Below are 13,984 nucleotides of genomic sequence, written 5' to 3' on the forward strand. Positions count from 1 at the left end.
GGATCAGGCCTTCTTCTTTGCGGAACTGGTAGGGGTTGCGAGGCCCAGCGCGTCGGCGACCAGCGCGTCCTGCTGTTCCTGGTGCTTTTTGGCGAAACCCGTCGCGGGCGAAGCCGAGGCGTCGCGTCCGGCATAGCGCGGCCGCATCCCTGCATGCCCGGCATTGCCCAGCGCGCGCTCGATATGTTCCTCGACGAAGAACCAGCTGCCGTTGTTGCGCGGCTCTTCCTGGCACCAGACGACCTGTTCGAGGTTCGTCATGCGCTCGAGCCGGGCGGTCAGCGGCTCGCCGGGGAAGGGGTAAAGCTGTTCGACGCGGACGACCGAAACGTCCTCCAGCCCGGCCTCGTCGCGCTTCTGCATCAGGTCGTATGCGACCTTGCCGCTGCACAGCACCAGGCGCTTCACCTTGGCATCGTCGATCGGCTTGAGATCGGACTTGATGCGCATGAAGTGATGTTCGCCCATGAATTCGGCTGCGCTGCTCTTGGCCAGCGGATGGCGCAGCAGGCTCTTGGGCGTCATGATGACCAGCGGTTTGCGGAAGCTGCGCAACATCTGGCGGCGCAGCAGGTGGAAGTAATTCGCCGGCGTCGTGATGTTGCAGACGCACATGTTGTCATTGGCGCACAGTTGCAGGAAGCGTTCGAGCCGGGCCGAACTATGCTCCGGACCCTGACCCTCGTAGCCATGCGGCAGCAGTAGCACGAGACCGTTGGCGCGCAGCCACTTGGCCTCGCCCGCCGCGATGAACTGGTCGATCATGATCTGCGCACCGTTGGCGAAATCGCCGAATTGCGCTTCCCACAGCACCAGGGTCTTGGGATCGGCCATGGCAAAACCGTATTCGAAGCCGAGCACGCCGTATTCCGACAGCGGGCTGTCATAGACCTCGAACTTGCCGTGGGGCAGTGTGGTGAGCGGGATGTACTTGCGCTCGGTGTTCTGGTCGACCCAGACCGCGTGCCGCTGGCTGAAGGTGCCGCGACCGGAATCCTGGCCGGACAGGCGGACGCCGTATCCTTCGGTCACCAGGCTACCGAAGGCGAGCGCTTCTGCGGTCGCCCAGTCGAACCCTTCCCCGCTGGTGAACATCTCGCGCTTGGCGTCGATTACGCGGCCGAGAGTCTTGTGGATCATCACATCGTCGGGAACGGTCGTGAGCGTCTTGCCGAGGCTGTCGAACAGTTTCTTCTCGATCGCGCTTTCGACATTGCGGCGCGCGGTTTCGGGATCGGCCGGCTTGTTGAGGCCCGACCAGCGACCGCCGAACCAGTCCGCTTCGTTGGGCTTGTAGCTCTTCGCGGCCTCGAACTCCTCGTCGAGCTGGGCGATGAATTCGTCACGCAGCGTGGCTGCGGTATTGGCCTCGATCACGCCCTGGCCGACGAGTTCGGCGGCATAAAGCTCGCTCACGCGCGTGTGCTGGCGGATGGCGTTGTACATCAGCGGCTGGGTGAAGCCGGGCTCGTCACCCTCGTTATGGCCGAACCGGCGATAACACCACATGTCGATCACGATGTCGCGCTTGAACCGCTGGCGGTATTCGATCGCCAGCTTGCACGCGAAAGTCACCGCCTCGGGATCGTCGCCGTTGACATGCAGGATGGGGGCTTGGACACCCTTGGCCACATCGCTGGGATAAGGTGACGATCTGGCAAATTTAGGACTGGTCGTAAAACCGATCTGGTTATTGATGACGAAGTGGATGCAGCCGCCGGTGTTGTATCCGTTGACCCCGGAGAAGCCGAGACACTCCCAGACGATGCCTTGTCCGGCAAAGGCCGCGTCGCCATGCAGCAGCACCGGCAGCACCTGCTCGTGCGCGGCGAGATCCTCGCGGATCGCCTGCTGCGCCCGGACCTTGCCGAGCACTACCGGGTTGACCGCTTCGAGGTGCGAGGGGTTGGGAACCAGCGACATATGCACCTTGATCCCGTCGAACTCGCGGTCGGTGCTGGTGCCGAGGTGATACTTCACGTCGCCCGATCCGCCGACATCGTCCGGGTTGGCGCTGCCGCCGGAGAATTCGTGGAAGATCACGCGGTAGGGCTTGGCCATCACGTTGGCGAGCACGTTGAGGCGGCCGCGGTGGGCCATGCCGTAGACGATTTCGCGCACGCCCAGAGCGCCGCCGTACTTTATCACCGCTTCCAGCGCCGGGATCATCGCTTCGCCGCCGTCGAGGCCGAAACGCTTGGTGCCGACGTATTTCTTGGCGAGGTACTTCTCGTATTCCTCGCCCCGGATCACCGCCTGCAGGATGGCGCGCTTGCCTTCCGGGGTGAACTGGATGGTGCTTTCCGGCTTTTCGAACTTGTCCTGCAGGAAGCGGCGTTCCTCGGTGTCCGAGATATGCATGTATTCGAGGCCGACATGGCCGCAGTAGGTTTCACGCAGAACGCGGTACAGCGTGCCGATCTTCACCCACTCGAAGCCGAATACGCCGCCGACGAAGACTTCGTCCTCTTCGCGCCCGTCGAGTCCGTGCCAGGCCAGCGACAGATCCTCGGGCTCGTCGCGATGCGACAGGCCGAGCGGGTCGAGATTGGCCGCCAGGTGCCCGCGCACGCGGTAGAGCCGCACCAGCAGCATGGCGCAGATGGAATCGCTCGCCGCCTTCTCGATCGCCTTCGGATCGACCGGCTTGCCGGCCTTCTCCGCCGCCGCCGCGACCGCCAGCTTCATCTGCGTGGGGTCGAGCGCGACAGTCAGGTCGGCGCCGGATTCGACGACCTCGGCCAGCCAGCGCGGGTTGCCCCAGCTCGGGCCGGGTTGCGGGCCTTCCTGGTCGCCCAGTTCGGGCAGAAACATGTGGCTCTCGTTACCCATCTCGGGTCACCTTTCGCACCGGCACCTGTGCCGGTTACCTGTTTCACCAAAGCGTGACGGTGCGGAAAGCTCCCGGGGAGGAGTCGGCTTCCCGCGTGTCTCCGTCAGGCGATTTCCTTCAGCAGCGCATCGAGCGTCGTGCCCAGTTCGCTGGGCGAGGGGCTGACGCGGATGCCGGCTTTCTCCATTGCGGCGATCTTGTCCTCGGCGCCGCCCTGGCCGCCCGAAACGATGGCACCTGCGTGGCCCATGCGGCGGCCCGGAGGGGCGGTGCGACCGGCGATGAAGCCGACCATCGGCTTGCTGATGCCCTGCTTCGCCTTGTGGGCGATGAATTCGGCGGCTTCTTCCTCGGCGCTGCCGCCGATCTCGCCGATCATGATGATCGACCTGGTCTCGTCGTCCGCGAGGAACAGCTCGAGCACGTCGATGAAGTTGGTCCCGTTGACCGGGTCGCCGCCGATCCCGACCGCAGTGGTCTGGCCGAGGCCGACCATGGTCGTCTGGTGGACGGCTTCATAGGTCAGCGTGCCCGACCGCGAGACGACGCCGACGCTGCCCTTCTTGAAGATGCTGCCCGGCATGATGCCGATCTTGCATTCGCCGGGGGTCAGCACGCCGGGGCAGTTCGGGCCGATCAGGCGGCTCTTGCTGCCGCTCAGCGCGCGCTTCACGCGGACCATGTCGAGCACCGGGATGCCTTCGGTGATGCAGACGATCAGCTCCATCTCCGCATCGATCGCCTCGAGGATCGAATCCGCAGCGAAGGGCGGCGGAACATAGATGCACGATGCGGTCGCGCCGGTGGCGTGCCTGGCTTCCGCGACAGTGTCGTAAACCGGCAGGTCGATATGCTTGGTGCCGCCCTTCCCGGGGGTCACGCCGGCGACCATCTGCGTGCCGTAAGCGAGCGCCTGCTGCGTGTGGAAGGTGCCGGTATCACCCGTCATCCCCTGGGTGATGACCTTGGTGTCTTTGTTTACGAGGATGCTCATTCGACGTTCTCGCTTTCGAGGTTGGGCTGGCCCGCCTTGGGCCGAAATGTAACAACAAGCGCCGACAGCATGAGTGCAACCAAGATTGCAGCCCAGGCTGCCAGCCCCAGCAGGTAGTAACCGATCATGACCTGGCCATCGCCGCGATAGTGACCAACGAGGGAAAACCACGATTCGGCGGTATAGCCGATGGCCCCGGCCAGGCCGAACAGGCCGAGGCCGGCGATGAACCAGCTGGGCCCTTCATACCGCCACATCCGGACCAGTCCGGCGAGGACGACCGCGAGGCCGGCAAGGGCGACGGCGAGGACTTCCATCAGGCCAGCGAAGGCTCCAGCCCTTTGCAGGCCACGAGCAATTCCTCGACTGCATCGACCGATACCTTCAGGTTACTTGCCTCCTCATCGGTCAGCGAGATTTCGATCACTTCTTCGACGCCGTCCTTGCCGATCACGCAGGGCACGCCGACGTAGAGGCCGTCCACGCCATATTTGCCGGTTACATGGGCGGCGCAGGGGAGGATGCGCTTCTGGTCACCGAGATAGGCTTCGGCCATGGCGATCGCGCTGGTGGCGGGAGCGTAATAGGCGCTGCCGGTCTTGAGCAGGGCCACGATTTCGCCGCCGCCGCCGCGGGTGCGCTTGACGATCTCGTCGAGCCGCGCGCCGTCGACGCCCTTGATCTTGGCGAGGTCGTGGACCGGGATGCCGCTGATGGTGGAGTAGCTCAGGACCGGCACCATGGTATCGCCGTGGCCGCCGAGCACGAAGGCGTTCACGTCCTTGACGGAGACGCCGAATTCCCAGGCGAGGAAGGTCGCGAAGCGCGCGGAGTCGAGCACGCCCGCCATGCCGACCACGCGGTTGTGCGGCAGGCCGGAGAACTCGCGCAGTGCCCACACCATCGCGTCGAGAGGGTTGGTGATGCAGATGACGAAGGCATCGGGGCAGTTGTTCTTGATGCCTTCGCCGACCGCCTTCATCACCTTCAAATTGATGCCGAGCAGGTCATCGCGGCTCATGCCGGGCTTGCGCGCGACGCCCGCGGTGACGATTACGACGTCGGCGCCGGCGATGTCCTTGTAGTCGTTCGAGCCGGTGATCCGCGCGTCGAAACCTTCGACCGGGCCGCACTGCGACAGATCGAGGGCCTTGCCCTGCGGCACGCCTTCGACGACGTCGAACAGCACGATATCGCCAAGGCCCTTGAGCGCAGCGAGGTGAGCGAGCGTGCCGCCGATGTTGCCGGCGCCCACGAGGGCGATCTTCTTGCGGGCCATAGGGGATGAGATCCTTCAAAACGCGCGGGACCGCAAAAGCCAGATCCGAATGGCGCACGCCCGCGTCCCGCGAGGAAGCCGCGCCCGGAAACTCGGATTTCGCCTAGGCTTGTGATGGGGGTAATGCAACCGGCAAAAGCAGGAGCGAGACAACTATTTTTGCGAATAGTTCGCAATTGCAATAAGCGTGACTTTGTGCGGGATGCCGTTCACCGGCCATTCGCGCCCGCGATGCTGTTGGTTACCGAATTGGGAGCAGCGCGCAACCGGGCGCGCTGCGATCAGCCGACCTTGCGCAGCGCTTCGTCGCTTTCGCGTTCCTGTGCCAGCAGCATGGCGGCAAGGTAATCGGGGACGGCGCGGCTGAAGTAATACCCTTGGCCGAGCGTACAGCCGGCATCGCGCACGGCCTGCACCTGCTCGATCGTCTCGAGCCCTTCGGCAACGATCGACATCTCGAGCTGCGCGCCCATTTCGGCGACGGCCCGGATGATCGCTTCGGTCTTCTTGCCGACGTCCGGCCCGGACACGAAGCTGCGGTCCACCTTGATCTTGGAGAAGGGGTATTTGTTGATGTAGCCGAGCGAGGAATAGCCGGTGCCGAAATCGTCGAGCGCGAAGCGCACGCCCTTGGTGGCAAGCTCGCTGATGAAAGCTTCGGTGGCCTCGCTGTCTTCGAGGAACAGGCTTTCGGTAACCTCGAGTTCCAGTCGCTCCGGCGCGAGGCGGGCTTCGCGCAGCGCGTTGACAATGCCGAGGGACGCCCCCGGCGCCTTGATCTGGAGCGGCGACAGGTTGACCGCCACGGTAACGTCGTCGGGCCACTGGGCCGCTGCCTTGGCGGCCTGGACGGTGATCCAGTTGCCGAGCGTGACGATCAGCCCGCTGTCTTCGGCGACCGGGATGAATTCGTCGGGGCGCAGTTCGCCCTTTTCCGGGTGGAACCAACGCACCAGCGCCTCGAACGTACGGATCCGGCCGGTTTCCAGGTCGACGATCGGCTGGAAGAAGATCGACAGTTCGTCCTTCTGGATGGCCGCTCGCAGCTCGGCCTCGATCTCGCGCTTGCGGGCGAGATTGCGGCTCATGGAGCTGTCGTAGAAGCGCGTCTGTTTCCGGCCGTTGACCTTCGCATGATAGAGCGCCAGGTCCGCATTCTGCATCAGCGTTTCGGCGTCGGAGCCGTCCTCGGGCAGCAGGGCCACGCCGATCGATGCGGCGATCTCCAGCCGGTCCCCCTCGATCCGGACGGGGCGCATGATTTCGGCATGGAGCTCGCTCGCGATGCGCTCTGCGGTGCGACGGTCCTCGACCTGGCAGACGATGGTGAATTCATCGCCGCCGAACCGGGCTACGATCGATCCCTCGGGCGAGACGGCATTGAGCCTTGCCGCCATCTCCATGAGGACACGGTCGCCCGTCTGGTGGCCCAGCAGGTCGTTCACTTCCTTGAAGCGATCAAGATCGATCCACAGCATCGCCAGCATCCGGTCGTCCGGCACGGCGATCAGGGCTTCGACGAGGTGGTGGTTGAGACCTGCCCGGTTGGTGAGGCCGGTGACCACATCGGTATGCGCGAGAACTTCCATCTTGCGGGCCAGGCGGTCGCTCTTTTCCGCGGCCGCGATGGATTCGCGCAGCACCTGGTGCACGTTGTGCGTGATCGACGCCATGGCGGGGAAGACCAGGATCATGGTCACACCCAGCACCAGCAGCGGGAGCGAGCCCAACGCTAGGCACGCCATCAGGACAGGCAGGAAGGTAAGCGCGAGTTGCCCGTTGGCAATCAGGGGCGATCCCGCGTTCCGAGCGCTGACGCCGATCCCGTAGCACAGCGCATTGGCGACGATCAGGATCTGGATTTCCGCCGCCGGCTTGAACAGCAGGGTCAGCGCGGCGACAGCACCATAGAGGAAGGCATAGGTGAAGGCGCCGGCCTCATAGAGATTTTCGAGCTTGCGGGTGGTGTTGGCGACATTGTCCGGTGACAGCTTCGACGCCATCACGAAGCGGCAGATGCCGACCAGGCCGAACACGACTGTCACGGTGGTGAAGACCGGGTCGGCGATCATCCAGGCCGCGATCGAGGTCGAAACGATGCCGTTGAGCGCCCCGATGGCAAGGCTGGTTGGCTGGGTGTAGAGCGTGCGGACAAGGGTGCGACGGACGCGATCGCTGATCGCGTCCCGACCGCTCGCGCGGTCCAGCCGGCGCCGTAGCGTGCTGAACATGGTTTTGCCCGACATATCCCGTCCGGCCTAGGCCCAATTGGTCACAATCCGGTTAACGCCGGGGTTACCATGTCTACGGGGCGAGCGGATGCACCGCCCTCTGCGAGAGGGTCCGGTGCGCGTGATGCTGGCCGCGTCAGCCGTGCTGGCGGCGGGCCAGTTCCTCGGCCATGCGCCGGTCGAGGGTGCGACAGATGCCGAGCCACCAGTCGTAGGATGTCCGGTCGCCGGCGAAGAATGCCTGCTCGGCCTGGACCTGTGCTTCGCGCGCCGCGCCCATGCCATAGGCGGCGAAATGGCGCAGGGCCGCGCGCAGCAGGCGGTCGTTGCGCTCGGCAGTCGCCAAATCCACATTGTCGTTCGCCGCACCATCGACCCGGCGTCGCACGAAAGCCCGGGCCAGCGGGGAGAGCGAGACGGATCGCGCGGGGGCGAAGCGGAGGGTCATCGGGGGGTATTCCTTATCGGCACGGCGACTGTTCTTGTTGCAACAGCTTGTAACGCAGACCTCTCAAGGCTTTGCTGCTGCACAGGGTTTCGGGCGTGTTAAGTTTTTGCCGCTGGCGACAGGGTCAGGGCTGTTCTTTCCATTTGCCCGCATTGGCGAATTCCTCGCGCACCGTGCCCGATTGCGGCAGCTTCTCAGCCCGGAACTGGGCATCGCCGCCGCGTTCCTCGATCTCCTGGGTATAGCGCGGGGCGGGACCGGGGGCTGCGGCCCGGCCGGGACTGGCTCCGCTGGCACGGCTATCGGCTTCGGCCTTCTTGCGTGCGTCCTCGTAGGCCCGGGCGAGGGCGACCGGATCGAGCGGATCGCTCTCGGGCTGCGCCAGCGATGTCTGCGGCTTGGGCCGGGGCAGCGGCTCGCCGCCGATATAGACCGTGCGGAAGGCCGAGGGCTGGCCCGCCGCGCCCCGCCAGCGATAGAAGCGGTGCGCGCCGATGACGCCGATGAAGTCGAGGCTGGGCGCCCAGTACGGGCTGATCCAGATCGTGTGGTAATGCGTGGCGAGGCCGACCGGCTCGTAGACGTCGCCGGCCAGCGCCTCGCGCGCGACACGCAGCGCCGTCGTCCAGCCGCGTGCGGAAGGCGTCCGGCGCAGGCTGCCGTCGCAGGTAAAGCTGAACTGGCACCCGGTCTTGCGCTCGCTGCCCTGGTAGACAACGCCGCAGACGCTGTTGGGATAGGTCGGGTGAGCGACGCGGTTGAGCACCACCTGCGCCACGGCCTTCTGCCCGCCGATGCTTTCGCTGGCCGCTTCGTAATAGACGGCGGTGGCGAGGCACTGGGTCGCGCGGGCCATGTCGAGGCCGCTCCCGCCGCCGCGGAAGGCGCGGGCCGAGGGGCCGGCATCGTGGGTTTCGACGGCTTGGGATGGGTCTCCGGCAAGCACGGTCAGCGGGTCGAAATAGCGCCCGTTGCCGGCCGTGGTATCGAGAACGCCATTGACGCCCTGTGCCATCTCTGCGCTGGCATCGACATAGTAGAAGGCGGAGCCCGGGAAGCTGCCGCCCGGTTGCTCGAACGCCATGGGCACGACTTCCGGCGTGAGGTCGGCTTGTTCCCGGCCGATGCCGAAGGCACCCCATTCGGACGGCGCGGCCATCGCGGGGACCGTTACCGCGGCGAACAGCGCCAGCAATGCCTTGCCGCGCTTGCCGCCAAGCCGGTCGCCCCAGCTGCGTCGCCGCTGGAAGGCGAAGCGCGGGGCATCGGGGGCATCGGGTCGGGTCAAGCGGGGTGCCTTGCAGCTGTGTGTCCGGGCAGTATCGCCCTTATCCGCGCATGCCGCAGCAGGCGACGCGGGAATTGGCGTCGTCCTATGGCGGCACAGGCTGCAAGACGGGGTTAAGCCGCGTGGTCAACGCGGGGTTACCGGGCGACTGTGCCGACCGTAAACGCTTGCCAGCCTGCCGGACCGGGCCTATCCGGCCCGCGACGTCATGGGTTGTCCGAGCGATCGGACCTAAGAGGGAAGGATGTGCGATGCATCCGCTGCCCCCGCAACTGTGACCGGGGAGCGATCCCGCCATGTGCCACTGGCTTTGTGCCGGGAAGGCGGCGGGCAAGCGACGATCCGGGAGCCAGGAGACCTGCCGGTGACGGTCGTTCGAGCTGCCGGGCGGGGTGTACCGATGGCAAGGCGAAAGGGCTCTCGCACTCCCGCGAAGCTCCGTCATGAGCGACGTTTGCTTGTGATGGAGGAAGTGTGCGTAAATTTCTGTTCTTGTTGAGTTGTGCGGTGGTTTCGGTGCCGTTGGCGGCGCAGGAGGAGGTTGCTGGCGACTTTCCCGAAGGTTGGGGCGGTGGGTGCTGCCAATTGGCAGCTCAGCGTAACGACCCGACTACCATCACCGTCACCGGCACGCCGATAGAGCCAGAGGACACCGGCCAGCCGGTCAGCATCATCGCCCGCGACGAGATCGAGCGGGTGCAGGGCGAGGATATCGTCCGCATCCTCCAGCGCGTTCCCGGTGTCACCTATAGCCGCAACGGGGGCGTCGGCAGCTTCACCGGCGTGCGTGTGCGCGGGGCGGAGGCCGAGCAATTGCTGGTGCTTGTCGACGGCGTGCGGGTCAATGATCCGTCCTCACCGGCCGGCGGCTTCGATTTCGGCAACCTGCTTCCGGGCACGATCGCCCAGATCGACCTGCTGCGCAGTTCCAATTCGACCGTCTGGGGCAGCGATGCCATCGGCGGAGTCCTTGCCGCGCGCACGCGGTCGGACAGCGGGATCGAGGGCGGCGCTGAGTACGGATCGCGCGACACCTTCAGCGGCAATCTGTCGGGCAGCGTGGAGAGCGACTTCGGCTTCCTGAGCCTCGCCGGCGGATATTACTCGAGCGACGGTTTCTCCTCGGCGGCGAGCGGCACCGAAAGCGACGGCTTCGAGCAGTATGCGCTGGGCGCTCGCGGGCGCGTGTTTCTCTCCTCGACCACCGAACTGTTCGCCAATGGGCGGTATGCCGAAGGCCGGCTGGAGATCGACGGCTTTCCGTTTCCGACCTTCACCTTGTCCGACACAGATGAATACCAGGATACGACCCAGTATTCCGGCGCAGTGGGCCTGCTGCACGACAATGGTCCGCTGTTCGTCCAGGCGGCTTACAGCTTCGCCGATACCGAGCGGGCGAATTATGACCCTGCCTTCGGCAACGACCCGGGCTTCACCAGTGACGGTCATTCGGACCGGGTCGAGGTGAAGGGCGAATACCGCCTGATCGGGCCCCTGCTGGTCAATTTCGGCGCAGACGGCGAATGGACCAGCTACGAAACCAACTTCTCGGCGCGCGAAGATACACGGATCATCGGCGGCTATGTGCAGGCGGGGATCGAGTTCGCCGGACTGTCGGGCCATGTCGGGCTGCGCCATGACGACCATGCGCGGTTCGGCGGGGCGACCAGCTTCGGCGCGGATGTCAGCTACGAAGTCGCGCCGCAGCTGAGGCTGAAGGCGAGCGTCGGCGAGGGCTTCAAGGCGCCGAGCCTGTTCCAGCTGTTCAGCGACTTCGGAAACCAGTCGCTGGTGCCGGAAAAGAGCACCAGCTTCGACCTCGGCCTCGCCTATCGCGACCGCAACGCCCCCTTCTATGCCGCCGCAACCGTGTTCCGCCGCGACAGCGAGGACCTGATCCAGTTCGTCAGTTGCTTCGGCGTGACCGGCGGCATCTGCACCGGCCGCCCCTTCGGGACCTACGACAATGTCGCACGGGCGAGGGCGCAGGGGCTCGAGCTGGAGGCGGGCGCAATGCTGGGCAGCACCTTGCGCACGCGCCTGGTCTACAGCCTGATCGACAGCGAGGACCGGCAAACGGGCAAGGCGCTCGCCCGGCGTCCGCGCCATTCGGTCAATCTTGCACTCGACTGGGACAGTGCGGCCGGCAGCGGTGCGATGTTCCGGCCCGTGCTCGGCGCGGATGTGCGGCTGGTCTCGGACTCGTTCGACAATGCGGCCAACACCGTCACGCTCGACGGTTACGCGCTCGTTGACCTGCGCGCCGAATTGCCGGTGGCGCAACGGGACGGGGACAGACCGCTGGTTCTGTTCGCCCGCGTCGAGAACCTGTTCGACGAGGGATACCAGACCGCCGCAGGTTACGGTCAGGCCGGGCGCGGCGTGTTCGGCGGGGTGAGGTTCGGCTTTTGAGGGCCTGCGCGGGCCTCATCGCCTGCGCGGCACTGGCGGGTTGCGGATCGCCGCAGCCCATCGGTGCGCCGACCGGACACCCCACCGTCGTCAGCCTCAATCCCTGCGCCGATGCCATCCTCGCCGAGGTCGTCGCACCGGGGCAGTTGCTGGCGATCAGCCATTACAGCCAGGATCTGGCAGCAACCTCGATGGACCTCGCCAAGGCCCGCAGCTTTCCCGCGACCGGCGGGACGGTCGAGGAAGTGCTCGCGCTCGATCCCGATATAGTGGTCGGTTCGACCTTCATGGACCCGGCGACGGTCAAGGCGTTCGAGCGGCTGGGTGTGCAGGTCGAGATGCTGGGAATCGCCTCGACGGTGACCGACAGCAAGGCACAGGTTGAACAGCTTGCCGCCGTGGCGGGGGAGCCGGGCAAGGGCAGGGCGCTGGTCGGACGGATCGACGCGGCACTGGCGGCAACCGCCCATGGCGGCCCATCGGTTTCGACCGTGCTGTGGCAGGATGGCGGGATCGTCCCCGGCGAGGGTACGCTCGTTTCCGAGCTGATGGCGCATACCGGCCTTGCCAGCCACAGTGCCGCGCGCGGGATGCAGCAGGCGGATTACCTCTCGCTCGAGCGACTTCTGTCCGATCCTCCGGAGCTGCTGCTGGTGGCCGGAAACGAACGGGCGCAATTGCACCCGGCGCTGGCCCGGTTGACCGGCATGCGGACCGAACGCTTCGCCTCAAACCTGCTCTATTGCGGCGGGCCGAGTATCATCCGCGCGGTCGAACGGCTGGCAGCGGTGCGCGGATGACCCGGGCCACGCTCGTCCTTCTCGTTCTTCTTGCGGTCGCCCTCCCGCTGTCGCTGCTGGCCGGGCGCGTGTGGATCGACCCCGCGACGACGCCCAATGCCGCCGTGATCCTGATGGAACTCCGCCTGCCCCGCGCCATGCTGGCGATCACCATCGGCGCCGGGCTTGGTGCGGCGGGGGCGGCGATGCAGGGATATCTGCGCAACCCACTGGCCGATCCGGGGCTGTTCGGCATCGCACCCGGCGCGGCGCTGGGCGCGGTGGCGAGCTTCTGGTTCGGCTATGCCGCCTCGGCCTACCTGCTGCCGCTGTTCGCGCTGGCCGGCGCAGGCGGGGCGATGGCTTTGCTGGCCCTCATCGCCGGGCGCACAGGCGGCATCGCCCTGTTCACGCTGGCGGGCCTCATGATCGCCAGCCTCGCCGGGGCGCTGACCAGCCTTGCCATCAGCCTTGCCCCCAACGCCTTTGCCATGAGCCAGATCGTCACCTGGCTGATGGGCGCGCTGACCGACCGGAGCTGGCAGGATGTGTATCTCGCCGCGCCGCTGACCGCGCTCGGCATAGGCTGCCTGTGGCGAACCGCCCGGGGGCTCGATGCGCTGACTTTGGGCGAGGCCGCCGCGCGCTCGCTCGGTGTCGAGCCGGGCCGGCTGCTGGCATGGCTCATCCTCGGCATTGGACTGACCGTGGGAAGCGGGGTAGCGGTCGCCGGCATCATCGGCTTCGTCGGGCTGGTCGTGCCGCATCTGGTTCGCCCGCTGACCGATCGCAGACCGTCGAGCCTGCTGCTGCCAAGCGCGCTGGCCGGGGCGCTACTGGTGCTTGTGGCCGACAGCATCGTCCGCGTGCTGCCGCTGGTGACCGAACTGCGGCTCGGTATCGGGCTCAGCCTCATCGGCGCGCCGTTCTTCCTGTGGCTGCTCCTGCGTATGCGGAGGGGACTGGCATGACGCTCGCCGCCCGCAATCTCACCTTGGCCGGGCGCCTGGCCGACGTCAGCTGCACGCTCCAACCGGGCACGATCACCGCCATCTGCGGCCCCAACGGTGCGGGCAAGTCGAGCCTTTTGTCGGCACTTGCCGGCCTGCTGGCGGTCGATGGCGGCGAAGCGGCACTCGATGGCCAGCCGCTCGCCGCCATGCCGCCGCGCGAGCGCGCCAAGGCCATCGGCTACCTGCCGCAGGATGGCGAGGTCGCTTGGGACGTGGCCGTGCGCAGCCTGGTTGCGCTGGGCCGCTTGCCGCACCGGGATGCAGGGGAGGAAGCGGTCGCGCGGGCGATCGCCGCGCTCGACCTCGCCCATCTGGCCGATCGTCCGGTGAGCCGGTTGTCGGGCGGCGAGAAAGCCCGTGCGCTGCTGGCCCGGGTGCTGGCAGGCCAGCCCCGCTGGATCCTCGCGGACGAACCGCTTGCCGCGCTCGACCTTTCCCACCGCTTTGCTTTGCTCGAGCATCTGCGCGGCGCGGCGATGCAAGGGGCAGGGGTGGTTCTCGTGCTGCACGACCTGGCGCTGGCCATGAACCATGCCGACCATGTGCTGGTTCTCGACAAGGGCATGCTCGCGGCCAGTGGCCCCCCTGACGAGGCGCTGGCGCCCGACGTCATTGCCCGCGTCTTCGGCGTCGAAGCCAGTTGGGTCGGCCCGGCGGGCGCGCTGGCGCTTTCCTGCTGTCCTACAGGGGGCAGCCCGCAATAAGAA

Annotated in this window: 11 protein-coding genes and 1 riboswitch; of the genes, 4 read left to right on the forward strand and 7 right to left on the reverse strand. The window is 66.4% G+C overall.

The window, feature by feature from the left end; genetic code table 11:
- Positions 1–3: 3 nt before the first annotated feature.
- The 7 genes from WAB17_RS10250 to WAB17_RS10280 form a co-directional block, all read right to left on the reverse strand.
- The gene (locus WAB17_RS10250; protein ID WP_435417247.1) at positions 4–2,832 is read right to left on the reverse strand and encodes a 2-oxoglutarate dehydrogenase E1 component; all 2,829 of its coding nucleotides are present in this window, start codon (positions 2,830–2,832) and stop codon (positions 4–6) included.
- A 104-nt stretch (positions 2,833–2,936) separates the two neighbouring features.
- Positions 2,937–3,827, reverse strand: coding sequence for a succinate--CoA ligase subunit alpha (gene sucD / locus WAB17_RS10255; protein ID WP_435417248.1), 891 nt, complete (start codon positions 3,825–3,827; stop codon positions 2,937–2,939).
- Positions 3,824–4,144, reverse strand: a complete 321-nt coding sequence (locus WAB17_RS10260; RefSeq protein ID WP_435417249.1) for a hypothetical protein — start codon at positions 4,142–4,144, stop codon at positions 3,824–3,826. Before WAB17_RS10260 ends, sucD begins: the two co-directional genes overlap by 4 nt.
- Positions 4,144–5,106: a malate dehydrogenase gene (mdh, locus tag WAB17_RS10265; protein ID WP_435417250.1), complete on the reverse strand. Its 963-nt coding sequence runs from the start codon at positions 5,104–5,106 to the stop codon at positions 4,144–4,146. Before mdh ends, WAB17_RS10260 begins: the two co-directional genes overlap by 1 nt.
- Before the next feature lie 281 nt (positions 5,107–5,387).
- The gene (locus WAB17_RS10270; protein WP_435417251.1) at positions 5,388–7,352 is read right to left on the reverse strand and encodes a putative bifunctional diguanylate cyclase/phosphodiesterase; all 1,965 of its coding nucleotides are present in this window, start codon (positions 7,350–7,352) and stop codon (positions 5,388–5,390) included.
- Positions 7,353–7,473: 121 nt separating this feature from the next.
- Positions 7,474–7,785, reverse strand: coding sequence for a hypothetical protein (locus WAB17_RS10275; RefSeq protein ID WP_435417252.1), 312 nt, complete (start codon positions 7,783–7,785; stop codon positions 7,474–7,476).
- A 124-nt stretch (positions 7,786–7,909) separates the two neighbouring features.
- A complete protein-coding gene (locus tag WAB17_RS10280; protein ID WP_435417253.1) occupies positions 7,910–9,073 on the reverse strand; it encodes a cell wall hydrolase in 1,164 nt (387 codons plus the stop codon).
- A gap of 193 nt (positions 9,074–9,266) precedes the next feature.
- Positions 9,267–9,453: riboswitch (cobalamin riboswitch) on the forward strand.
- A 205-nt stretch (positions 9,454–9,658) separates the two neighbouring features.
- Here WAB17_RS10280 and WAB17_RS10285 point away from each other — a divergent pair.
- The 4 genes from WAB17_RS10285 to WAB17_RS10300 are packed head-to-tail and all read left to right on the forward strand — an operon-like array spanning position 9,659 to position 13,981.
- Positions 9,659–11,485 (forward strand): TonB-dependent receptor plug domain-containing protein, encoded by a 1,827-nt coding sequence (locus WAB17_RS10285; RefSeq protein ID WP_435417254.1) that lies wholly within the window; start codon positions 9,659–9,661, stop codon positions 11,483–11,485.
- On the forward strand, positions 11,482–12,285 hold the full coding sequence (locus tag WAB17_RS10290) for an ABC transporter substrate-binding protein (RefSeq protein WP_435417255.1): 804 nt from the start codon (positions 11,482–11,484) through the stop codon (positions 12,283–12,285). The genes WAB17_RS10285 and WAB17_RS10290 overlap by 4 nt, the downstream gene beginning before the upstream one ends.
- On the forward strand, positions 12,282–13,235 hold the full coding sequence (locus WAB17_RS10295) for a FecCD family ABC transporter permease (protein ID WP_435417256.1): 954 nt from the start codon (positions 12,282–12,284) through the stop codon (positions 13,233–13,235). Before WAB17_RS10290 ends, WAB17_RS10295 begins: the two co-directional genes overlap by 4 nt.
- Positions 13,232–13,981, forward strand: coding sequence for an ABC transporter ATP-binding protein (locus WAB17_RS10300; RefSeq protein WP_435417257.1), 750 nt, complete (start codon positions 13,232–13,234; stop codon positions 13,979–13,981). Before WAB17_RS10295 ends, WAB17_RS10300 begins: the two co-directional genes overlap by 4 nt.
- Positions 13,982–13,984: the final 3 nt, after the last annotated feature.

The organism is Parerythrobacter aurantius, assembly GCF_045291475.1.
Taxonomy (GTDB): domain Bacteria; phylum Pseudomonadota; class Alphaproteobacteria; order Sphingomonadales; family Sphingomonadaceae; genus Parerythrobacter; species Parerythrobacter aurantius.